The organism is Streptomyces panaciradicis (assembly GCF_023516615.1).
GTDB lineage: Bacteria > Actinomycetota > Actinomycetes > Streptomycetales > Streptomycetaceae > Streptomyces > Streptomyces panaciradicis.
This window is the reverse complement of record NZ_JAMGBF010000060.1, coordinates 53594-74857: the sequence shown is the minus strand read 5'-3', so window position 1 is coordinate 74857 and position 21264 is coordinate 53594. Positions and strand designations below refer to the sequence as shown.

At 68.7% G+C, this 21264-nt stretch carries 19 protein-coding genes and 2 pseudogenes; 7 read left to right on the top strand and 14 right to left on the bottom strand.

The genetic code is table 11. The annotated features are described in order from the left end of the window. Positions 1-263: 263 nt before the first annotated feature. Together M8J74_RS21185 and M8J74_RS21180 are read left to right on the top strand one after the other, a co-directional pair. A complete protein-coding gene (locus M8J74_RS21185) occupies positions 264-2216 on the top strand; it encodes an alpha-L-fucosidase (protein WP_249837940.1) in 1953 nt (650 codons plus the stop codon). A 42-nt stretch (positions 2217-2258) separates the two neighbouring features. Further along, entirely contained in the window at positions 2259-2468 is a 210-nt protein-coding gene (locus M8J74_RS21180) for a hypothetical protein (protein ID WP_249837939.1), read from the top strand. Between the two features lie 301 nt (positions 2469-2769). Here M8J74_RS21180 and M8J74_RS21175 read toward each other — a convergent pair whose 3' ends face one another. The 5 genes from M8J74_RS21175 to M8J74_RS21155 all read right to left on the bottom strand — a co-directional run bounded on the left by M8J74_RS21175 (position 2770) and on the right by M8J74_RS21155 (position 5828). Continuing rightward, a complete protein-coding gene (locus M8J74_RS21175; RefSeq protein ID WP_249837938.1) occupies positions 2770-3183 on the bottom strand; it encodes a hypothetical protein in 414 nt (137 codons plus the stop codon). Beyond that, the gene (locus tag M8J74_RS21170; RefSeq protein ID WP_249837937.1) at positions 3180-3611 is read right to left on the bottom strand and encodes a protease inhibitor I42 family protein; all 432 of its coding nucleotides are present in this window, start codon (positions 3609-3611) and stop codon (positions 3180-3182) included. Before M8J74_RS21170 ends, M8J74_RS21175 begins: the two co-directional genes overlap by 4 nt. A 51-nt stretch (positions 3612-3662) precedes the next feature. Continuing rightward, positions 3663-3824, bottom strand: a complete 162-nt coding sequence (locus tag M8J74_RS21165) for a hypothetical protein (protein WP_249837936.1) — start codon at positions 3822-3824, stop codon at positions 3663-3665. Then, positions 3821-5263, bottom strand: coding sequence for a WXG100 family type VII secretion target (locus M8J74_RS21160; protein WP_249837935.1), 1443 nt, complete (start codon positions 5261-5263; stop codon positions 3821-3823). The genes M8J74_RS21165 and M8J74_RS21160 overlap by 4 nt, the downstream gene beginning before the upstream one ends. Before the next feature lie 145 nt (positions 5264-5408). Beyond that, positions 5409-5828 carry a WXG100 family type VII secretion target gene (locus M8J74_RS21155; RefSeq protein WP_249837934.1) on the bottom strand — a complete coding sequence of 140 codons (420 nt, stop codon included), beginning with the start codon at positions 5826-5828 and terminating at the stop codon, positions 5409-5411. Between the two features lie 516 nt (positions 5829-6344). Here M8J74_RS21155 and M8J74_RS21150 point away from each other — a divergent pair. After that, positions 6345-8030, top strand: coding sequence for a right-handed parallel beta-helix repeat-containing protein (locus M8J74_RS21150; RefSeq protein WP_249837933.1), 1686 nt, complete (start codon positions 6345-6347; stop codon positions 8028-8030). Here M8J74_RS21150 and M8J74_RS21145 read toward each other — a convergent pair. From M8J74_RS21145 to M8J74_RS21130, 4 genes are all read right to left on the bottom strand, one after another. Next, positions 7997-9346: a UDP-glucose dehydrogenase family protein gene (locus M8J74_RS21145; RefSeq protein ID WP_249837932.1), complete on the bottom strand. Its 1350-nt coding sequence runs from the start codon at positions 9344-9346 to the stop codon at positions 7997-7999. The genes M8J74_RS21150 and M8J74_RS21145 overlap by 34 nt on opposite strands. Beyond that, positions 9343-10467 carry a UDP-glucose 4-epimerase GalE gene (gene galE / locus M8J74_RS21140; protein WP_249837931.1) on the bottom strand — a complete coding sequence of 375 codons (1125 nt, stop codon included), beginning with the start codon at positions 10465-10467 and terminating at the stop codon, positions 9343-9345. Before galE ends, M8J74_RS21145 begins: the two co-directional genes overlap by 4 nt. A gap of 66 nt (positions 10468-10533) precedes the next feature. After that, positions 10534-12399, bottom strand: coding sequence for a glycosyltransferase family 2 protein (locus M8J74_RS21135; RefSeq protein ID WP_249837930.1), 1866 nt, complete (start codon positions 12397-12399; stop codon positions 10534-10536). A gap of 28 nt (positions 12400-12427) precedes the next feature. Then, complete coding sequence (locus M8J74_RS21130; protein ID WP_249837929.1) at positions 12428-13390, bottom strand: UDP-glucuronic acid decarboxylase family protein; 963 nt, start codon at positions 13388-13390, stop codon at positions 12428-12430. A 495-nt stretch (positions 13391-13885) separates the two neighbouring features. Between M8J74_RS21130 and M8J74_RS45155 the strand changes: the two are divergent. The 3 genes and pseudogenes from M8J74_RS45155 to M8J74_RS21115 all read left to right on the top strand — a co-directional run. Further along, positions 13886-13982: pseudogene (locus tag M8J74_RS45155) on the top strand (transposase); the annotation flags it as partial. Positions 13983-14208: 226 nt separating this feature from the next. Continuing rightward, the gene (locus M8J74_RS21120) at positions 14209-14448 is read left to right on the top strand and encodes a hypothetical protein (RefSeq protein ID WP_058920699.1); all 240 of its coding nucleotides are present in this window, start codon (positions 14209-14211) and stop codon (positions 14446-14448) included. Then, positions 14448-14825, top strand: a complete 378-nt coding sequence (locus M8J74_RS21115; protein WP_249837928.1) for a toxin Doc — start codon at positions 14448-14450, stop codon at positions 14823-14825. Before M8J74_RS21120 ends, M8J74_RS21115 begins: the two co-directional genes overlap by 1 nt. A gap of 143 nt (positions 14826-14968) precedes the next feature. Here M8J74_RS21115 and M8J74_RS21110 read toward each other — a convergent pair whose 3' ends face one another. Next, a complete protein-coding gene (locus tag M8J74_RS21110) occupies positions 14969-18151 on the bottom strand; it encodes an FG-GAP-like repeat-containing protein (RefSeq protein WP_249837927.1) in 3183 nt (1060 codons plus the stop codon). Between the two features lie 287 nt (positions 18152-18438). Here M8J74_RS21110 and M8J74_RS21105 point away from each other — a divergent pair. Next, positions 18439-18687 (top strand): annotated as a pseudogene (locus M8J74_RS21105) (transposase); the annotation flags it as partial. Positions 18688-19132: 445 nt separating this feature from the next. Here M8J74_RS21105 and M8J74_RS21100 read toward each other — a convergent pair. From M8J74_RS21100 to M8J74_RS21085, 4 genes are all read right to left on the bottom strand, one after another. Further along, positions 19133-19495: a hypothetical protein gene (locus M8J74_RS21100; protein ID WP_249837926.1), complete on the bottom strand. Its 363-nt coding sequence runs from the start codon at positions 19493-19495 to the stop codon at positions 19133-19135. Beyond that, positions 19492-19857 (bottom strand): hypothetical protein, encoded by a 366-nt coding sequence (locus tag M8J74_RS21095; protein WP_249837925.1) that lies wholly within the window; start codon positions 19855-19857, stop codon positions 19492-19494. The genes M8J74_RS21100 and M8J74_RS21095 overlap by 4 nt, the downstream gene beginning before the upstream one ends. Then, positions 19854-20372, bottom strand: a complete 519-nt coding sequence (locus M8J74_RS21090; RefSeq protein ID WP_249837924.1) for a hypothetical protein — start codon at positions 20370-20372, stop codon at positions 19854-19856. Before M8J74_RS21090 ends, M8J74_RS21095 begins: the two co-directional genes overlap by 4 nt. Positions 20373-20434: 62 nt before the next feature. Beyond that, the gene (locus tag M8J74_RS21085; RefSeq protein ID WP_249837923.1) at positions 20435-20767 is read right to left on the bottom strand and encodes an RHS repeat-associated core domain-containing protein; all 333 of its coding nucleotides are present in this window, start codon (positions 20765-20767) and stop codon (positions 20435-20437) included. Positions 20768-21264 lie beyond the last annotated feature (497 nt).

Genomic DNA, 21264 nt, shown 5'->3' with positions numbered 1-21264 from the left:
CTTCCGCTGAACATGGCATGTCTAAGGGAAATCGAAAGGTACTTAGAGGGATGAAAGCGCTGATTCCGGTCCCCGTTTGAGCACTTTCATCCCTTCGCCTGTTGACACAGGACAGTCACGTCACCGACCTTCATGCGTAACATCCGGCGCTTCGGAGCCGCTTGGAGAGCCGCGCCCAAAAGTCTGGAGCCCGCCCGCCCTCGGGCTGCCGCCGCCAATCCTCACCCCGTGCCTCAGAGCCACCCTCAACCGGGAGGAGACCCATGTCGTCAGGAAGACTGTCCCGCCGCACTTTCCTGGGGGCGACCGCCGGCGCTGCCGCCGCCACGGCACTGCCCGTCATCCCCGCCCTCTCGAGCCTGGTGCCCCAGGCGGCAGCCGCCGACCTGCAGACCAACCTGGAGAAGCTGGCGAACATGCGGTTCGGCATGTTCAACCACTTCAACCTGGGCACGTTCACCAACCAGGAGTGGACCGAGCCGAACCAGAACCCCGCCCTGTTCGCCCCCACTTCCGTGGACTGTGGCCAGTGGGCGGACGCCGCCGTGGCGGCGAAGATGAGCTACGGCATCCTGACGACCAAGCACCACGACGGCTTCGCCCTCTGGCCGAGCGCCTACGGCACCCAGAACGTCGCCAACAGCTCCTACAAGCACGACGTGGTGAAGGCCTACTGCGACGCCTTCCGGGCCAAGGGACTGAAGGTCGGACTCTATTACTCGATATGGGACCGCACCTTCGGCGTCGAGGCATGGGAGAACCGGCACAACGTGTCCGGGCTCGACACCACGGATGCCATTCAGCCCGGCGACATGACCTTGATCCTCGGCCAGATCACCGAACTGCTCACGAACTACGGCACCATCGACATCTTCATCACCGACGGCTATGCATGGCAGATGGGCCAGCAGGCCGTCTCCTACCAGCGGATCCGCGAGCACGTGAAGTCGCTCCAGCCGGACATCATCATGATCGACCACGGTGCGCTGTCGGTGCCGTTCCTCGGTGACGCGATCTACTTCGAGGAGCCGCTGGGCGTCACCGCTCCGGCCGGAAACACCTATGCCGCCACGCAGGGCCAGACGATCAGCAACGGCTGGTTCTGGCATCCGACCACGCCGACCACCGACCCCATGAGCAAGGCGGCGATCCTGTCCCACCTGGCCGACCTGGAACCGAAGTACACCTCGTTCATCCTCAACTGCCCGCCCAACCGTGACGGCAGGCTCGACACCAACATCGTCGACCGACTCACCGAAGTCGGCGCGGCCTGGAGCCCCGACACCTCCCGCCCGCCACTGCCGACCCAGATGCTGCGCGCCGAGCACCCCGTCACGCCGGTCAACGCCTACGCGACCGCGTTCCGCACCGGCGAGGGACCGCTCAACGCCATCGACGGACTGAGCGACAAAGACTACGAAACCTGCTGGTCGACCTGGGGACTGTCCCCGGCCCTGCCCCACTCGATCACGATCGACCTGGGCGGGGTGTGGAGCAACGTCTCCACCCTGGAGTACCTGCCCAAGCAGTGGAACCGCACCAACACCACCGACGGCGACATCACCTCGTACACCATCTCCACCAGCACCGACGGCACGAACTTCACCCAGGTGGCCACCGGCACCTGGGCCGGAGACCGCGCCACCAAGGTGGCCGAATGGCCCGCCCGGAACGTGGGATTCGTACGGATCCAGGCCAACGCGGCCACCGGCGGCTATGCCAACATGGGCGGCCTCCACATCGGCGGCCGAACCGCCAAGCCGGCCCTGGTGTCGCGCGTCCTCCCTGGCGACGGCACGGTCTACCGCATCGTCAACCGCAAGAGCGGCAAGGTCGTCGACGTGTTCAACTTCGGCACGGCCGACGGCACCAACATCCAGCAGTGGCCGTGGCTGAACAACACCGCGCAGAAGTGGACCTTCGCCTCCACGGGAGACGGCTACTACGAGATCAAGAACGTGAACAGCGGCAAGCTGATGGAGGTGGCCGGGCTCTCGCGGGTGGACGGCGGGAACGTCGCCATCTACGCAGACCACGACGTTCCCCAGCAACACTGGGCGGTCACGCCCACCGGCGATGGCTACTACTACCTCACCAACCGGTTCAGCGGCCTGTCGCTCAACGTCGATGCGGGCTCGACCGCCGACGGGGCCAACATCGACCAGTTGACCTACACCCGCGCACCCGAGCAGCAGTGGCAGATCATCGCCCTCTGACACCCCGACAGCGGGCGGCCCTGTCACCGACACCCGCCGTCGGTGACAGGGCCGCCCGTACTCGGCCCGCTCCACCCCACCGCGCCGGACCACGGTGATGCCGACGGGGTCTCCTGCACCGGAACCCTGCGTCCGCAGGCCAGCCGCCGCGAGCTCGATCTGCACCTGGTGCAGGGCCTGGTTTCGAAGGCAGCGGGCAGCCACCCCGAACGCGTCGAGAACGGGCGCATCACCTATCCGGCGCCCTGCTGAAGGCAGGTGGGCATGGACATCGTCGGAGAGATCCGCGACGCGGTGGCGGCCATTCCCGCCGGCAGCGTCGCCTCCTACGGAGACGTCGGCGCCGACAGACTGCTGGGGAGCTCACGTCCACTCAGCGCACGGCCCACGTCTCGCTCTCCGGTCTACCCTCGCCCTGTGCGTCTGGACGACCCCGCGGCCTCCCCGAGGCCGGCACCGCCCCGACACGCGAGACGAGCAAGGTGCTGGAGAGCCGGGGCTTGCTGTCGGTCTCGCTGAGGTGTGGACCTGGACGGCCGCGGAGCCGCGCCGCTCACTCCCCGGCTGTCCGAGAACGGTAGACGTGCCGGAGGCCGAGCAGTTCGGCGACGGCCTCCAGCCAGCGGGCGGCCTGCTCGTCCCCGTCGACCCCGTCGGCGGTGGTGGCCGCGGACTCCAGCCACGTACGCACCATGGACGCCGCATCGTCGCCCGGCACCGGCTCGCGCAGCCCGGCCGCGTACCGGACACCACCGCTGCGTACCACTTTGGCGAGGAAGGCCACCGCCCGCGGCTGGATGCCGAGACGGTCCAGCAGGACGGCGGCGCCCACCGCGCCGTCGCCGAACAGGGCGGTGCGGTGCGGTCCGGCGAAGGAGAGGCCGTAACGCAGCATCGCCGGGATGTCCGACTGCGCCAGCTCGTCGTCGGTCCGGCCGGGGGGCGGGGTCTGCGACGCGGAGGTCATGACTTCCTCACGGTGACGGTGAAGGTGTGGACGGTGGCTCGGTACTTCTTCTGGGGGGTGGGGCTGCCGCTGGGGACGGGGGACGGGGTGACGGGACCGCCGGCATCGCCGCCGCCGGCGCAGGCGCCACGCGGGCACTGGATGAGCCGGATCTTCGTCGTGCCCGGACCGACGGCCTTGAAGCCGAAAGAGTCCGTTCCGCTCCCGCTGCCGACGGCGTCGTCGTCGGCCTTGATCTCCTCCTGTTTGCCCGTCCTCCGGACAACGTCAGGGTCGGGCTTCGGCGATGTCAGGTACCACCACTCCCCCATCGCGGTGTCGACCGGAACGGACAGCCTGAACTCCTCCCCCGCATCCACCTGTATGTGCTTCTCACCCAGCTCGTAGGTGTCAGGCCCGCTGCTGCCGCAGCCCGCGAGCAGGGTCATCAGCAGGGCGGGAAGGGCGAGTCGGCGCAGGGCGCTCGTCATGACACTCACTTATCGGTCGGCGGGCAGGTGGACGGCGTACGCGTCGGGCATGCGGGAGTCGGAGGCCTTGTCCATGTGGCCGTTGACGAAATCGTCCTCGCTCACCCAGGTCGTCTGGCCCCACGGGTTGTAGATCTCCAGCATGTCGCCCTCCTGGCCGATCACCATCATCTGATGTCCGACCCGGCTGCCGTCCTTCTCGTGCCCCTCCACTTCGAAGGGGACGGGTTTGCCCTCGGCGACCGACTTCTCGATGTCCGGCAGTACGTCACGGCGCTCGTCCGCACCGCGAACCTGCTGGTACTCGTACTTACTGCCGGTGTGCGGGCTGATCTCGTCGTTGGCGATCTCGTTCTGCCCGTCGCTGTCCATTCCATCCGGAACGTCGGACCACCAGTGCAGGTAGTCGCCGTCGCCCTCCTCGTGCAGGCGCAGCTGTTCGTCGGGAGACGGTGGCGGAAGGCATCGGGGTCGTTCTCCTGCCCGGACGGTCCGCCGGTCAACTCCAGTGCGTAGAGGGGATCGACCATGGCGCGGGCGGTCACGGTGCTGGACGGCACACAGGTGTTGCCCTCCTGGGACCACTTCTCGTCGCCGAACCACTGGTAGTCGGTGTTGCGGTTCGACCCGTCCGGATTGAGCCCCTCGTCCACCTTGCTGTCGCCGGCCGTGACGATCGGGCTGAGGTGCTGCTGAAGCCAGTACGGGTCCTTGCCGTGGATCTTGTCGCGGAACTGGCCGACCTCGTCCACGTCGTAGCCCGCGGCCAGCGCCTTGACCAGATACGCCCGCTCCTGCGGTGTCTTGGCATCCGCGAGCATCTGCTCGAAGCGGGCCTGGTCCCGCGCGTTCATCTTCTCCATGAAACGGCCGGAACGTTCGAGGTCACCCGCGGTGAGGAGTTCGTTCTCCTCCTGCGGGCCCCCGAACACGCCGACGTCGGCGAGGACGAGGCGGTCGGCGGCGGAGATGTTGTCGGTGTCCATGTGCCCGGCACGAGCCTCGGCCGCGTACTTGTTCAGCTCCCGTGCCGCCGTCCGCGCCGCGTCGTCCGCCTCCTGCGCGGCGGCGTAAAGGAAGTTGGCCCCCGTTCCCGCGATGTCCTGGGCCCGCTTGCGGTCGGCTTCCTCGTCGTCCGTCTCCACCATGTCGTCGAAGAAGCCGTCATCGCCGCCGAGCATCGTGCGGGCCTTGCGAAGCTGCTCGCGGCCGTCGTCGTCCTTGGACTGGGCGGAGGTGAGCGCGTCAGAGAGGTCGTGGAGGGCCTTGGACGCCTTGCGGAACGCCTCGGCCATCTGCTCGGCGGACCGGCCGGCCGCCGCCACCACCTCGGCCGCCTTGGCGCCGGTGCTGCCCACCCACACCGATGGCAGCCCTGACGAGGCGACCTTCTCAACGCGGTGCTGTACGTCCGCGGCGTTGTCGGCTTGGCTCCTGTAACGCTGGGCGATGGCGTCCAGGGTGCCAGGGGAGCCGACCGGCGCGGAGACACCGAGGAGGTTGCCGATGGCCTCCAGGACCTCGTTCTTGCTGTCGGCCGTCGCGAGGTCTCCCGTGTAACGGTCGATCTTTTCCTTGCGGTCGGTGGTGGATTCGCCTGCGTCAGCCATGTGGTGAAAGCCCCGCTGTCCTTGCTCGTCCTTGCCCAGGTGTCAGGTGTCAGGTGTCAGGTGTCAGGTGTCAGGTGTCAGGTGTCAGGTGGAGGCACACACGTCGGCCGGGTACGTGTCGATCTGTACGGCGTGTGCCGGTCAGTCAGTCGAAGTCGGCAAGGCTCGGCGGACGAGCGCCCGGGGTCGGGCCCGTGGTCGTCCCCGGATGGGCCGCGGCGGGTGCGGGCATGGTCGTCAGGCCGTCGTTCGCGCCCGCGGAGTGCAGCGCCACGATGGTGTCGTGGTCGGCGCCCTGGTAGTTCCGCTGGGAGACGCCGACCTTGTCGGCGAGTTCGTGCAGCGCGGCTTCCAGCGTCTCCGCCTCGGCCTGCCATGCGGCGGCGAAGTTGTCGTACGCCGGGCCGGAGTCGGAGCCGCCGAGAGCGTCCGGTGTGTAGCACATGTGGTCTTCCACGGCCTTGCGTATGGCACCGACGTCGTTGCCTGCCTGGTCGAGCTTTCCGGCCTCGCCGTCCATGCCGCTCTCGTCGATCCTGTAGCCGCCCGAGCCCGCACCGGACATGCTCCCCGCCCCCTGACTGAACGGCCGAACACCCCCGTGCGCCCAGGCCTTCTGACCAGGGATGCTACCTGATCTCATGTCCTGAGCAAGCGGCCTCCGTGCCACTGTCCGGGCCGGACGGACCGGCTTCGGCATCGGCATCGGCTTCCTACCAACGCGCTTATCGGCGCCGTCGCTCAGCCGGCTTGGTGATCCTTGATCGATCCGGCGCGTTCGACGGTCTTGCCAACTTCGTGGCGCCTGGCCCGTTGCCTGTTTTTCGACCCGGAAGCCGTCCGGGGTCTAGTCGGGATTTCGGCGCGCTTGCCGGTCGGGGCCCTCCTGCGGCTCGGTGGGTGCTTCGGCGCCGCATATGCGCCGCAGCCGGTGTGACTTAAGGACCCGTTCAGGCGGTCATGAGTGCCTGACCGGTGGTCTTTACGGTGCCAGGCGCACGCGGTGGTGTGCAGTGGTAGCGGCAGGCGGAGATGGTCGCATCGCAGGACAGTCACTGCGGCGGGACGAAGGGAGCATCAGGTGGCGGATGTGTGGGTACGGCGCGGTCGGCGCCAGTCGGCGCTGCTGGCGCTCATGCTGGTTTCTCTGTCCGGGTGCGGAATGCTGCCCAAGCCCTACCGTCCTCCCGGGGGTCTGTACGGATCCACGGGCGGCCGTACCTTCTACGTCAGCCCTCAGGGAGACGACAGCGCCACCGGGACGAGCCCGGATGCGGCATGGCGCACCCTGCGCCAGGCCGATCAGGTCCGCTTCCGCCCGGGCGACCGGCTGCTGCTGCAGGGCGGCAAGACGTTCAAGGGCTCGTTGCGGCTGGACAAGGGCGAGGCCGGCCGGCCCAAGCAGCCGGTGATCGTGGGCTCCTACGGGCGGGGCAGGGCTGTCGTCGTGCCGGTCAAGGGACCGGCCATCGAGGTGGTGGACACCGCCGGGGTGGAGGTGCGTGACCTGATCGTGCGCGGGAGATCCGCCGCGGCGCGCAAACAGGGGGGCATCGGTTTCTACAGCGACCTGACCACCCCCGGACGGCTGTCGCACATCGTGGTGTCGGACGTGGACGTATCGGGTTTCCGGCACGGCGTCCAAGTGGGCGCCCGGCGCTGGGGATTTCGTGATGTGCGGGTCGCGCACAGCGTCCTGCACGGCAATACGGATGCCGGACTGATCACCTACCGGCTGGCTCCGTTGACGCCCGGCTCGGGCGAAGGCTACGCGCATGCGGACGTCGTCGTGGATGCGGTGGAGGCGCACGACAACGCGGGCAACCCGGCCAGCGACAGCCGTAACACGGGCAGCGGCATCGTCCTGGGATCGGTGGACGGGGGCGGCATCCGCAACTCCTCGACCCACGACAACGGTGGGCGTTCCTCGGCTGCCGCCAAGGAAGGGCCCGAGGGCATGTGGGCCCACGACAGCCGCAAGCTCGTCATCGAGCACAACGTGTCGTATCGCAACCACTCCAACAGCGAGGCCGACGGCGACGGATTCGGCCTGGACCTCGGCACGAGCGCCTCGGTGCTCCAGTACAACCTGTCCTACGACAACGACGGCGCCGGTTATCTCCTCTACTCCTCCGACACCGCGCGGCCCTCGCACGGGAACGTGGTGCGCTTCAACGTCAGTTCCCGTGACGCTCGCCGGCTGGAGCCCTACGGCGGCTTCTACATCGGCGGTTACGTCCGCGACGCGAAGTTCCTGCACAACACCGTGGTGGCTGCGCGCAACGGATCCCTGCACACCCCTGCGGTGATGATCACTCCGGGGCCGCGGTCGGTGTCGTTGTTCAACAACCAGTTCGTCACCGACGGGGCGCCGCTCGTGGTGGCCGTGGGACCGCTGCCAGGCATTGAGTTCCGCGGAAATCACTACTACGCCCCGGGCGCCGAACGCGCGGTGGAGTGGCAGGGGTCGTTCTACTCCTCGCCCGGTGAGTGGTGGGCGGCCACGGGTCAGGAGACCATCGACGCCAAGGTGGTCGGGGTGGACGCCGACCCGTGCTTCACGGCGACTGTGCCCGTTACTTCCTTTGCGGCGGCGGGAGGGCTGGCTCCTGGGTGTGCCGCGGGGCGGGTGCCTGCCGTGGATCTGCGGGCCCGGTTCGGTGTCGATCCCGGGCCCGTCGACGTGGTGGGCCGGCCGCTCGGTCGGCAGCCCGCGGCGGGTGCCGTTCAGCCTCAGACAGAGGCCAAGGCGTCGGATGCGGGATGACGTAGGGCTGCGAGCCTGCCCAGGGCTGCGTACTGCCAGCCGGCCCGCGTCCAGACGTCGGCGTTGAGGCTGTTGCGGGCGTCGAGCAGACGCGGCCGGCCCACCAGCGGGGTGAGGGCGCCGGGGTCGAGGCAACGGTATTCGGCCCAGTCCGTCAGGTGCAGGACCACGTCGGCGCCCTCGCACGCCTTGTCGACGCGTGAGGTGTAGTCCAGTTGAGGGCAGGCGGCGCGCGCGTTGTCCAGGGCTTGTGGATCGTGGACGCGGACCAGGGCGCCCTCGTCGTGCAGTTGGGCGGCCACGGCGAGGGCCGGGGAGTCTCGTACGTCGTCGCTGTCGGGTTTGAAGGCGGCGCCGAGCACGGCGATGCGCCGGCCGGTGAGACTGCCGCCCGCGAGGCGGGAGGTGAGTTCCACCGTGCGGCGGCGCTGGCGGAGGTTGATCTCGTCGATCTCGTTGAGGAAGGCGAGTGCCGAGCCGACCTCGAGTTCGCCGGCCCGCGTGCGGAAGGCGCGGATGTCCTTGGGCAGGCAGCCGCCGCCGAAGCCCAGGCCGGCGTTGAGGAAGGGACGTCCGATGCGGGCGTCGTATCCGATGGCGTGGGCGAGGACGGTGACGTCGGCGCCTGCCGCGTCGCACACCTCGGCCATCGCATTGATGAAGGAGATCTTCGTGGCGAGGAAGGAGTTGGCCGCCATCTTCACCAGTTCGGCGGTGGCGGTGTCGGTGGCCACGCAGGGGATGCCGGAGCGGATCAGGGGCGCGTACACCTCGCGCAGAGTCTTCTCGGCGTCGGCGGAGGTGGTACCGAAGACCAGTCGGTCCGGGCGAAGGGTGTCGGACACGGCGTGGCCTTCGCGCAGGAACTCCGGGTTCCAGGCCAGGTGGGCCGTTGCGGCTCCGGCGGTGCGCAGGCGGGCGGCGAGCCGTTCGGCGGTGCCCACGGGGACGGTGGACTTGCCGACGATGAGGGCGCCGGGGAGCAGGTGGGTGGCCAGGCCGTCGATGACCGCGTCGACGTGTGTGAGGTCGGCGCCGGGCCCGTCGGGGCGCTGTGGTGTGCCCACGCACAAGAAGTGCAGCTTGGCGAAGTGTGCCGCCTGCTGCAGGGATGTGGTGAAGCGCAGTCGGCCCGAGGCGATGCCGCGGCTGAGGAGTTCTTGCAGGCCGGGTTCGAAGAAGGGGGTGCGGCCCGCGGCCAAGGCGGCGATCTTGGTGTGGTCGTTGTCGACGCCCAGGACCTCATGGCCGATCTCGGCCATGCAGGCGGCGTGCACGGCACCGAGATAGCCGGTGCCGATGACGGTCAGTTTCATGCGCTGCTCCGTAGGGCATGGGCGCGTGGGCCCGTGGGGGTGGTGGTGGCGCCGGCTACGGGTCCGGGTCCGGGGACGGGGCCGGCGTTGAGGTCGTGGGGTCGATAGCCGTGGGGGTTGTTCAGCTGGAAGTGCCAGGAGTCGCGGCACATGGCGGCGAGGTCACGGGTGGGGCGCCAGTTCCAGGCGGCGCCGGCGGCGGTGCCGTCGGCGATGAGTTCCGGTACGTCGCCCGGACGGCGGGCTCCGATGCGGTAGGGGACGGGACGGCCGGCAGCTTGCTGGTAGGCCTCGATCAGTTGCAGGACCGATGTGCCCTGTCCGCTGCCGAGGTTGAGCAGGTGCATGCCGTGCGACGCGGGGTGTTCCAGGGCGATGCGGTGCCCTTCGGCTACGTCCATGACATGGATGTAGTCGCGTACTCCTGTCCCGTCGGGGGTGGGCCAGTCGTCGCCGAAGACGGTGACGTGTTCCCGCCGGCCGGCGGCGACCTGGGCGAGGTAGGGCATCACGTTGTCGGGCACCCCCATGGGGTCCTCTCCCAGGAGTCCGGAGGGGTGGGCGCCGACAGGGTTGAAGTAGCGCAGTGCGTGGACGGTGAACTCGCTGCGGTGGGCGCACACATCGGCGAGGATCTGTTCGCAGGTGAGCTTCGAGCGGGCGTAGGGATTGACGGGCGCTGTGGGGTGGGCCTCGGTCAGCGGCATGCGCTCGGCCACGCCGTAGACGGAGCAGGAGGAGGAGAACACCAGACGGTGCACGCCGTGTTCGCTCATCACCTCCAGCAGCGCGGTGGTGCCGCCGACGTTGGTGTCGTAGTACTGCACGGGCATGCGCACCGACTCCCCCACGGCCTTGCGGCCGGCGAAGTGGATCACTGCGTCCACCGTGTGGGAGGCGAAGACCGCGGACAGGGCCTCGCGGTCGCGGACGTCGAGGACGTAGGAGGCGGCCAGGGAGCGGCGAGCCACCTGCTCCACCCGATGGAGCGCCTCGGGAACACTGTTCTGGTGGTTGTCTACGACGATCACGTCATGGCCGTGCGTGAGCAACTCCACGCAGGTATGGCTGCCGATGAAACCGGCACCGCCGGTCACCAGGATCGTGCGCGGCTGGGACATGGAGGGCCACCTCCGAAGGGCATGGGGAGTCAGGGACGTTGCGGGGAAAGCCGTGCCGTGCGCTGGTCAGGCGAGCAGTCCCGCCAGGTAGGAGGGGAAGATCAGCACGGCGAGGATCATCGGTGACGCGGTCAGCATGGTCAGCGCGAGCGGGGCGCGGACCGTGGCCAGGGCCCGCCGGCGGCCGCTCTGTGTGGCGCCGGCGCTCTCCACGGCGTGCAGCAGGCAGATCAGGCAGGCGACCACGGTGTAGGTGGCGGCGCCCAGCAGACACAAGAAGACGTAGCCGAACGCCGGGCCGTTGAGTTCACCGAAGAGGCCTGCGACGCCCAGAGCGGCCGCGATGAGCACATAGGGCGCCACAAGCCGCAGAGGCAGGGGGGCGAGAGGTTGCCGGGCCTTGGGGGTGACCTTGAAGGTCAGGCTCCGCGGACGGAGGGTGACCCATACGGCCGCCAGGGTTCCCCAGGCCACGAACGGCCAACGGGCCAGAGCGAAAAGCCAGTTCTCCCAGCTGATCAGCGGCACCTTGCGGGGACGCAGCAGTCCGCGGCGGCGCAGGAACCAGGTCAGCGCCATCAGCCATACGGACATCGACCAGTAGTGGAGCAGGAAGGAGGGGTAGTTGACCCGGACCCACGGCACCCCGGTCACGGCGGCGATGGGGGCCAGGACCAGGGCCGCCGCCGTCGACAGTCCCAGCAGCGGGTAATAGCTGAAGGCGAAGGCGAAGCGCACCCGCAGTTTCCAGCTGAGCCGACTCACATGGCGGGGGAAGAGATTCAGCATCAGCGCCACCAGACTGCGCGACCACTGGAACTCCTGGGTGATCATCGCAGAGAAGGTGGCGGGCCCGTCGCCGTGCGCCCGCGCCTCGATGGCGAAGGCGCCCTGCCAGCCTGCCGAGTTGAGCAGGAAGGTGGTGGAGAAGTCCTCGGCCAGTTCGGGGCCGAGTCCGCCGATCTGTCGCAGCGCGGCGGTGCGCACCGCGTAGTGGGAGCCGATGCAGGACGGGGCCAGGCCGTCGTTGTGGCCGAGCTGGAAGGGGCCGTGGAAGACGCCTTCCCTGTGCAGTCTGCCGCGTGCCGCCCACGAGGTGTCCGCGTTGGCGTCGCAGATGCTGGGTGCCGCCACGTATCCGATGGCCGGGTCGGCGAAGGGCCGTACGACTTCTCTCAGATACGTCGGATCCGGCACGTGGTCGCAGTCCAGCTGGGCGACCACCTCGTAGTCCTCGTATCCGTGGCGGTCGTAGAAGAAGGCCAGGTTCCCTTCCTTGCAGCGGGTGCGGCGCGGCCAGCTCGGGCGGTGGTAGCCCGCGATCCCCCGCCGGGTGGACAGGCGTACGCCGTGGGCGCGGCACCAGGCTTCGACCTCAGGCGTCGGGTCCTCGTCGCACAGCCAAACGTCGTAGGGGTGGGGGTAGCGCTGGGCGAGCATGGCGAGAAGGGTCTTGCGCGCCACCGGCCAGGGCTCGGAGGGCGCCTTCGTCACCACGAACGCCACGGACAGCGAAGGGACGGGCAGGTCGAGGTTGACGCGGCGCAACCGCAGGACGGTGACCACGAACGCCACGGGAAGCAGCGTCAGATAGCCCAGCAGCACACTGTTGACGGCCAGCGCGGTGAGCGAAATGCGGTGCTCCGGCTGCAGCCACCACCGCCAGAACAGGACCGCACACGAAGCCCAGCCGGCGACGAGGAGGGCGACCAGGACTCGCTCGGGGAGCTTCAGCGCGGACGTGAAGGTGGTGCGGCCGACCTGGCGCATGAGCCGGCGGCCGGCGAACCGGGGCCCGTTGGGGGTGACCCGGCTCAGCGTGCCGCCGGACAGCGTGCGCAGCTCATGGGTGAGCTGCTCCAACTCCAGGACGTCGGAGCGGGCACGGTCGACGCCCGTGCGGGGGCGAGGCGAGAAGTCGCGGGATGTCATGTCGTCGCTCCACGGCGCTGAGGCCGCGTCACCTCGCCTCGGCTGCGGCCAGAACCGGCTTCGGGGCACTGTCCTTGAACCAGGACACCGTGGTGCGCAGCCCGTCCTCGATGTCGATGCGGGGCTTCCACTCCAGCCGCTGCAGCGCCCGGGTGACCACCGGGCAACGGCGCACCGGGTCATCCGCGGGAAGGGGACGAGGCCGCAGGCCGGAGTCGGATCCGGTGATGCGCAGGACGAGTTCGGCGAGCTCCAGGACGGTGCGCTCGTCGGGATTGCCGAGGTTGACCGGTCCCGGCTCGCGGCAGTCCAGCATCGCCACGATGCCGCGGACCAGATCGTCGACGTAGCAGAAGCTGCGTGTCTGCGTCCCGTCGCCGTAGATGGTCAGCGACTCGCCCGCCAGGGCCTGCCGGATGAAGGTGGACACCACCCGGCCGTCGTGCGGCCGCAGACGCGGCCCGTAGGTGTTGAAGATGCGGACGATCCCGGTGTTCACGCCGTGGTGGCGGGCGTAGGCGACGGTGACGGCTTCGGCGTAGCGCTTGGCCTCGTCGTACACGCTGCGCGGGCCGACCGGATTGACGTGTCCCCAGTACTCCTCGTCCTGGGGATGGGCCAGCGGGTCGCCGTACACCTCGCTGGTCGAGGCCAGGACGAAACGGGCGCCGTGCCGGCGGGCGAGTTCCAGGGCGTATTCGCTGCCTCGGCTGCCCACGGCAAGGGTCTGCAGCGGAAGGCTGAGGTAATCGGCCGGCGAGGCCGGGCTCGCGAGATGGGCCACCGCGTCCACGGGCCCCTGCACGTCCAGCCCCGAGCTCACATCGGCCTGTACAAAAGTGAAGCCCGGCTGCCCGCGCAGAGCGGCGAGGTTCGTGATGTCACCCGTGCAGAGGTTGTCCACACAGATGACTTCGTCCCCCCTTGCCATCAGGGCCTCGCAGAGATGAGATCCGACGAATCCCGCGCCTCCGGTCACCACGACACGCATGTTGCTCCCCTTCACAGTCCTCACAGACCGTCAGAAACCAGACATGACAGGAAGATAGGAAAAGCAGTCGACATGATCAGACACGGTGAAGGCGTGGATACCGCCGACCGGCTCAATGAGAACGCCACAGCGACCGTCCACAACCGGCCCCACCGCAGGCCCCCCACCTGACCGGCACACACCGATGGAGTGAATGCCCAACGCCGGACCTGCACCGGCGCGTCGAAACGGTGTCATCGAACACGCTCGCGTTGTCAGTCCCACACAGGCACGGCGATCCAGGAGGCCGGCCGGCGGCCGAGTCCCAGCAACCACCAGCGGCTGACCGTTGCTGAGCGGTTCACTGCCGGCTCAGGGCCAGTGACGACACGAGACGCACCCATGGGTCGCGACAATGACTCACGGCGCACCTCGGCTAGCTGTCATACTCACCGACCAGACAAGATCACGCTCCACTGGAGCCCACTAGGCTCGAGGTGGCTGGCAGCAGCACACGACTTTCGCCGCCTGCTGGATACCGCACACCAGCAGCTCGGCGGCCCCATCGTTTTGGTGTGGGACAACGTGAACACGCACGTCAGCCGCACCATGCACAAGGTGACTCCGACGAGATCGACTACCGTCGTTCCCAACCCGAGCATCGCCCAGGCTCACCGGCCGAAGGCGTACCCCTACAAGGTTTCGTCGCCCCCGCGTCAGTCTTCTTCCAGCCATGCTGTGACGCCGCAGCGCCAGTTGTAGCCATGGTGCGCGCGGGTCTCTGTCGATCCTTGGGGACTGGGGTGTGACATCTGGCACCTAGTTGGTACCATGTCGGCATGCCATCGCTGAACGTGTCCTTCTCCGAGGAAGAAATGGAAGGCGTGCGGGCCGCTGCCGCCGCCGAGGGCAAGAGCCTGAAGCAGTACCTGCATGACCTCGGTGTGCGGGAGATGCACCGCAAACAGTTCGTGGCAGGCGCGACCGCGTGGGCCGACAGGTTGCGCGGTGAGTTCGATGAGGCGTTTCCCGACGAGGTGCCGCGTTCCCAGCGCGGTGACGGGGTCGCGGCCGCCTGATGGTGCTGTATGTCGATGTCTCCTGGCTGCTGGATGTCCAGGACGCCGCCCTCGGGCAGGAAGACGTGACGGTGTCGGACTACTCGGCGCTGGTGGCCGCCGTGGCGCGGCACAAAACCAGGATGCCGACGCTCGAAGCGTCCGATCCGGATGCCGCCTGGCGTGCGGCCGCACTCCTGCACACGATCGTGCGGCTCGAGCCGCTCCCCCACCGCAACAGCCTTTTCGCCGCGTTCATCTCCGCCCAGTACATGGACCAGTCCGGCGAAGGCATCGATCCGCCCTACGGCGCCCTGTCCGACCTCGTCCGCAAGGTTCGCGACAGCCGTCTGAACGTCTACGCCGTCGCCGAGGCCCTGCGCTCCTGGCGCATCTGATCGGCAGCGCCCCGCGACGTCCGCGCTCTCATTCAGTGACGGTCAAAGGCCGGCACAGGCACGGGCTTCGCCGGTGGTGGTAGCCAACCCCGAGCACGGCGTCGCCCGGCACCCCGAGGATGCCGGGCGGGCCTCGCTTGTCGTCACATGACGGCCTTGTAGCCCTTCCAGCCCGTGGTGACCTTTGTGCGGCTGCTGAAGGAGCCCTTGCCGTTGCCGTTGTAGCGCCACACCGTCCCGGTGGTGTCCCGGGCGACGAGGTCCGCGCGGCCGTCGCCGGTGATGTCGCCGACGCCGATGACCGCGTTGTAGGAGGAACCCCAGTTGCTGGACACCTGGACTCGGGTCTTGAAGCCGCCCGTGCTGGTGGTGCCGGCCTCATACCGCCACAGCACGTTCGCCTTGTCCTGGACGAGGAGGTCACCGCGGCCGTCGCCGTTGAGGTCGCCCGCACCGATGATCTTCTTGTAGCCGGTCCAGTGGGAGGCGATCTTCGCGCGGGAGGAGAGCTTTCCGTTGGCCTGGCCCTTGAAGAGGTAGACGTCTCCGGTGGAGGACTGGCGGCCGATCAGGTCGGGACGGCCGTCGCCGTTGACATCGCCGGGGGAGGTCAGGACGTCGTAGGCACTCCAGCCGGAGGTGCCGAGCGAGGTGTAGGGCGTGGTGGGGGTGGCGGCCTTGCCGCAGGCCGGTCGGTAGGCACGCAGGGTGCCGCCGGTGCGGACCAGTACGTCGTTGCAGTGGTCGCTGCCGAGGTCGCCGAACGGTACGAACTGGGCGGTGGCCGGCCACCCGGATCCGGAGACCGTGCCGCCCAGCGTGCCCGTACCGGTGCCTCGGTGGATGGTGAGGGTGCCGGAGGAGTTGAGGGTGAGGACGTCACCGACGCCGTCGTTGCCGGCGTAGTCGTGCGGTGACGCAGCCCCGGCCGTCACCTTGATGTCCGCGGAAAGGGTGAGCGCGGCGCCCTGGCCGTCGGCGGGCTTGGCGGTGAGAGTCCAGGTGTAGGTGCCGTTGGTGACCGGGCGGCCGACGCTGTCCTTGCCGTCCCAGGCAGCCGTCAGCAGTCCACGGGCGTCGGTGCCGGAGAGCGTGCGGACGGCGGTGCCGGACGCCTTCTGGCGGATCGTCACTTTCCAGTCGGCGGCGGGCTTGGAGAGCCACCAGGAGCCGGACCATTGTGCGGATCCTGAGACGACCATGGCGTCGACGGCTGTGAGCGGGGAGGTGGGAACGCCGGTCGGTATGACGTGCACGCGCTGGTCGCGGTCGGCGTAGGCGACGTCGCCGCCGAATCGGTCCACGGTCCAGCTGGTTCCGGCCTCGGTGTTGTCCGGTCCGATGTCGGTCCAGTCGGCGAGTTTGCGGCTCGGCAGGTCGGCGTCGCTGCCGGAGGCCGGCAGCCCGTTGTGCAGGTCGATGAGTGTCAGCCCGCTGACCGACTGGATGCCCGGAACGCGTTCGACGAGGTAGCCGTCACCGAGCAGGACCCGGCCGTCCGGGGCGGTGGAGGTGCGCTTGGTGGTGCGGTCGTACAAGCCCGCGCCGTGCACGTCCCCCGAGGCGTCCTCGCAGACCCAGTACACGAAGCGGCCCACGGCCTGAAGGCCGGACGGGGTGCAACCGTTGCGGGTGGTGAAGGACTCCAGGGTCGTTCCCGTAGGAAGGCGGGTGGCCGTGACTTTGCCACCGCTGGCCGCGCCGCTCCACAGGGTGTTCCCCCATACGGCGGCGGCGACCCGATCGCGCTTGATCAGGACCTTGCCCTCCCCGGCGGCGGGGAACTCGCCGACGTACTGCTTGCCGGAGGAGGCGCCGTTGACGACGGCGTAGCGCCCGGAGAGGTCCGCGAGCCGCGGGGTGTCGTCGCCGGTGTCGAGGGTCGGGCCCCAGGCGGCCACGCCGTTGGAGCGGAGCATGGTCAGGCCGGCCTCGGTGGCCTCGCCACGGCCGTGGTGGCCGGCGCCGTCGGCGAACATCCGGATGCAGCGGAGCCGGGTCTCGTCGCAGGGGCCGTCCCAACCGCTGACCAGCCCGTCCACGGTGCTCCGGATGGGGCTCGGGGTGCCGCTCGCGGTGAGCCAGGTGCTGCGGTATGCGCCGAGGATGGTGTCCGGCTCGTAGAGCGTGCTGTTGTCGGCCGTGGTGAGGATGCCGCTGCCGAGGGAGAGGCCGTGGATCTGCGCGGGCATCGGCTGTACGGCGGTCAGGCGGCTGCGGGTGAGTGACCCGTCGGCGCGCTGTGCGACTCGGTACACGCCCCAGTCGAGGTCTCCCTGGTCTACGGGGTGCGCGGCGCCCGCCACCAGGACGGAACCGTCCGGAGCTTGGACGAGTTGGTAGGCGGCCGGGTCCATGACGGTGGTCGAGGCGGTGTCCGAGCCGTCGGAGGTGAGGGCGACCAGGGGCTGGCCCCGGTACTTGTTGTCGCCCGGCGCCATCGGTTCGACACCCAGCAATGCCGAGCCGACGACGCCGAAGGCGGCCTCGTACGACAGCGAGCTGGTCTCCAGGGTGCGGGGTGCCGCGGCCAGGTCGGCGCGGTCGAACACGTCCGCCTTGCCGCGTCCCGGGCGCAGTCGCAGCACCGAGTCGGGGCTCAGCCTGAAGCCGGTGACCTCCCAAGCCTCTTCTGGGCTGGGACGGTCCGGCAGGGGGCTGGATGCGCCCGTGGTGAGGTCGACGATGCTCCAGTGGGTACCGTCGTCCGTCTGGTAGCGCAGGACGACCGACCGTGCGTCACCGTCCTCGACACGGATGTCGCCGGCGCCGGCGGGAAGTCCCGTTACCGGCGTCTCTTGGACCTGGCCCTCTTCGACGCGTTGGAGCTGATAGGCGTCCGGGTTGCCGCTTACGCCGCTCGTGCTGGTGAGGACGGTGTCACCGAAAGTGCCCTGGTACGAGCGGTTTTCGGGCACGAGGACGACCGCGGTGCCGCCCGAGGTGCCGGCGCCCTGGATGAGCGTGACCTGATGGTCGTCCTCCGAGTAGAGGGCGACCGTGTCCGATCCGTCTCCGTAGTAGCCGAGTTGAAACGAGAGGTCCCCGAAGGTTGAGCCGTCTTCGATGTTGTACTCGAGCGGGACCGGCATGTGCTGTGCGATCGCGGTGGTGGTGCCGGTGGCGTAGTCCGTCCAGAGGAACCGGTCGTCGCCCTCCTGCGCCCACAGGAACCCGCCGGCGCCGGCGTTGAGTATCCGGGTGAACCGGGGAACCCCCCGCGCGGCGGCCGGCAGGACCAGGCCCTGGGCGGAAACCGTGGGCGCGGCCGGCGCCGCCGCCGCGGGCGTGTACCCGAGCGGGAAGCCGGCGGTCAGCGCCGCCACGAGGACGGCAACGGTCCGTCGTGCCGGGTGTGAGCCGAAGCCGGGTCTGTGCCGACCTGGGTGGAGCTGGGCCACCGTTCCTCCAGAAAGCAGGGCAGGCATGGGCAGGAGTACGGCAACGCCCTGGCATCCCGTGCGGCCCCCCGGCCGCTCCCCCCACGCACGTGTCCGAGGAGACTAACAGCATGGACATGACGTTCTGCCCCTGAGAATCGCTGACGAAATGACCAGTCCCCTCGCAAGGGGGCCTCACCGAGGGAGGCTGCGGCTGCGACCACGACAAGTAGCGCCGGCTCCTGCGGCAACGCGGCATCCGGCCCGCTATCGCCGAACGCGGGAAGCCTCATGGCACCGGCCTGGGCAGCTTCCACTGGGAGGTCGAGCGGACGATCTCCTGGCTGCACGGCTTCCGCCGCCTGCGCATTCGCTGGGAACGACGCGACGACATCCACGAAGCGTTCCTCGGACTCGCGGCCTGCCTGATCACCCGCCGGCACGTCCAGAGGCTTTGTCAGGGCCAGTTAGACGTTCGGTGAGTCAGTCGCAGTCAGCGGCTGCACCTCTCCCGTCGGTTCCGGAGTCTGCCAGGTCTGATTGTGGCGCACGCTGCAAGAGACCTGATCGCCGAGGATCGTTGCACCCACACGCAGGAGCGCAAACCACTTTCGCCTACATCCCGGTCGGCTCACACTTCCCCACCGAGCATGCCTCATGGAAATGCGCCTACCTGGCCATCGTGTCGCTCGCTCCCACCCCCAAGGGCCAGGCCGCGTCCCCCGCTGGACCCTTCGCTGGACGAACGCGCTGAACGCCTTCGACCGGCTCCTTGCCGCCCTTGCCGGTGCCCGACGGCGCACGGGACAGGACCACCAGAAGGAGAGTGATAGTCATCGTCGTCCAGGCCGCCGAGACAGATATCGACAGGTTCTCGCACGCACGGCATCCGCTGACTCGGAGCCGTCCTCCATTACCACTGCCGTGTCAACTCGCGCGGGGGCGGCGGGAGATCACCTGAGGGAGTTTCCCCGCCTTCCAGTAGCCATCGAGGATCTTCAGTAGACGCTCGGGGTTGTCGAAGATCTCGCCGATCCGGTCGCCGAATTCCGCGAGCAGCGGGTCGCTCTCGACCATTTTACGTTCGGCAGCGGTGAAGGACGACGAGTAGGTGTGGCAGTTGGCGCACCACAGGTAGTTGATCCATGCCGGTGTCGGTCGGCCATATGACTCATGGTGGTAGTTGCGCATCGCGGCGTGGCCGCAGAGAGGACAGACTCTTTCGGACAGGGGCAGGTGCAGTTGAGCGCCGAGCGACTCTCGGTGGTGCTGGTCATAACGGCGGATCATGGATGGGCCTCTCGGAGGGGGCTGGGTACGACGGTCGTGGTGTCGGCCTCCTTCTCGGATCCCGTGTCTCCGTAGTTGGCCATGCGGTAGTGGTGGTAGGTCTCATGGAAGAACGTCACCACGGCCTCCTCCATGCTTCGCAGCCCCTTGTTGGAGATCTGGATGATCGGCAACCCGTTCCGGCCCAGGTTCGGGCGTTCGGTGTAGGGGTGGGTCGTCTTCATCGTGTGCGGGCTGTTGCCGAAGTTGTACTCTCCCGAGTCCGGGTCGATGATGGGGGCCTTGTGGACCACGTCGTACCTTTCCCACTCGGAGCGGTAACCCGCCCTGGCCAGGGTCTCCTTGAGCCTGCCGAGGCTCACCACCAGTCCCTGCGGGTACTCGTTCGGCTTCTTGTCGCGCTTGCTGCGGTAGGCGTTGCCTGTTTCGACTCCGAGCCCGCGCTCGGCTCGTCGCCGCTCCGGGCGCCGGACTTCCCGCTGCCGCCCGGCTCCTTGCCGCCCTTGCCGGTGCCCGCCTTGGGGGTCGAGGGGGCGTCGCCGGACTTGGGTGTCGTGGGTGCCGGGTCGGCCGGGGTGGTGGTGGGCAGGTCGCCGGAGAGCAGTCGTTTGACCGCTCCGACGAAGTCCTCGCCCTCGGACATGGCGAGCTTGACCGCCTTGATTCCGCCGCTGACCGCCTTGTAGGCGCCGTAACCGTCGATGGCGAAGGTACCGACCACGCCGGTCCACTGGCCGGCCACGTACGAGGTCGAGCCGGTGTCCACGCCGAAGAGGTTGGCCAGCGGGTGGTCGTAGACGTAACCGGTGTGGCCGAGCTGGAACGGGGTCTCGTTCGAGTAGCCGGTCCAGCCGTTGAACCACTGGTTGTGAACCACTGGTTGTCGCCGTTGGCGATGCTCGCGAACCCGTTCCAGCCGTCGGAGAGCGTATTGACCCTTTACTGCCCCGGGTCGCCGACGAAGCTGTCGCCCACGCCGCAGAAGAAGCTGCCGACCGAACTGCCCCAGCCCGAGTACCAGGCCAGGCCGTCGGGATCGCTTCCCGAGACGGGGTTGTCGGCCCCGTAGCCGTAGCCGCCCAACTGGTTCGGCTCGTTGCTCTCGAAAACCGGGTCGACCGACAGGAAGCGGCCGGTGACCGGGTCGTCGTTGCGTGCTCCGAGGAGATTCAGACCCGAAGTGGGATCAGCGGGCTTGCCCAGGTACTCGTGGTTGTCCGCCCAACACGTCTCCCGGAGGGTGTCGACCTGTACACCCGCCCGATGACGCATGACTCGGTGTGCGTCGCCATCCTTTAACCGTTCTCGAAGCAGCCGGGTGCCGTTGTCCGGGCCGACGCGTCGGCGTACTGCGCGGACGGATGTGACGCTGCCGCCCCTCCGCCCTGAAAGGGGAGAATCCCGATGACGCGGGCGGGGCTCCACCCGGGCCGGCCACAGGGTGTGGGCACCGGGTTGAAGCCGTGAACGGCCTCCAGCGCGGAATCACTCGCCATATCAGTTGTGGTGAGCGGCGACCAGGCAAGTGAGAAGCGGCGCTGCCGCCTACGGCACGCGGAAGGCCTCCCGTGAGACGAACCCAGCGGCTCGGACCGCGAACGAGACGGCTGCCGCTGTTGCGCGAATCGAGCGGGATGGCTCACGCAAGGAACCGACGCCCCCGCCGCGGATCAGGCTTCAGACCGATTCCGAAGAGCCGCTGTACGTGCGTTGCAGCGGCGCGGCGACGACTTCGATCGCTCCCGGCCCTCACCCAACCGGAACTCCGA

Excerpts from the sequence above, each read along its gene's own strand:
- M8J74_RS21100 (WP_249837926.1), bottom strand. The coding sequence starts at position 19,495 with ATGATCCGCCGTTATGACCAGCACCACCGAGAGTCGCTCGGCGCTCAA.
- M8J74_RS21145 (WP_249837932.1), bottom strand. The coding sequence starts at position 9,346 with ATGAAACTGACCGTCATCGGCACCGGCTATCTCGGTGCCGTGCACGCC.
- M8J74_RS21155 (WP_249837934.1), bottom strand. The coding sequence starts at position 5,828 with ATGTCCGGTGCGGGCTCGGGCGGCTACAGGATCGACGAGAGCGGCATG.
- M8J74_RS21115 (WP_249837928.1), top strand. The coding sequence starts at position 14,448 with ATGGTGCTGTATGTCGATGTCTCCTGGCTGCTGGATGTCCAGGACGCC.
- M8J74_RS21185 (WP_249837940.1), top strand. The coding sequence starts at position 264 with ATGTCGTCAGGAAGACTGTCCCGCCGCACTTTCCTGGGGGCGACCGCC.
- M8J74_RS21130 (WP_249837929.1), bottom strand. The coding sequence starts at position 13,390 with ATGCGTGTCGTGGTGACCGGAGGCGCGGGATTCGTCGGATCTCATCTC.
- M8J74_RS21120 (WP_058920699.1), top strand. The coding sequence starts at position 14,209 with ATGCCATCGCTGAACGTGTCCTTCTCCGAGGAAGAAATGGAAGGCGTG.
- M8J74_RS21085 (WP_249837923.1), bottom strand. The coding sequence starts at position 20,767 with ATGCGTCATCGGGCGGGTGTACAGGTCGACACCCTCCGGGAGACGTGT.
- M8J74_RS21135 (WP_249837930.1), bottom strand. The coding sequence starts at position 12,399 with ATGACATCCCGCGACTTCTCGCCTCGCCCCCGCACGGGCGTCGACCGT.
- M8J74_RS21160 (WP_249837935.1), bottom strand. The coding sequence starts at position 5,263 with ATGGCTGACGCAGGCGAATCCACCACCGACCGCAAGGAAAAGATCGAC.
- M8J74_RS21170 (WP_249837937.1), bottom strand. The coding sequence starts at position 3,611 with ATGACCCTGCTCGCGGGCTGCGGCAGCAGCGGGCCTGACACCTACGAG.
- M8J74_RS21175 (WP_249837938.1), bottom strand. The coding sequence starts at position 3,183 with ATGACCTCCGCGTCGCAGACCCCGCCCCCCGGCCGGACCGACGACGAG.
- galE (WP_249837931.1), bottom strand. The coding sequence starts at position 10,467 with ATGTCCCAGCCGCGCACGATCCTGGTGACCGGCGGTGCCGGTTTCATC.
- M8J74_RS21165 (WP_249837936.1), bottom strand. The coding sequence starts at position 3,824 with ATGATGGTGATCGGCCAGGAGGGCGACATGCTGGAGATCTACAACCCG.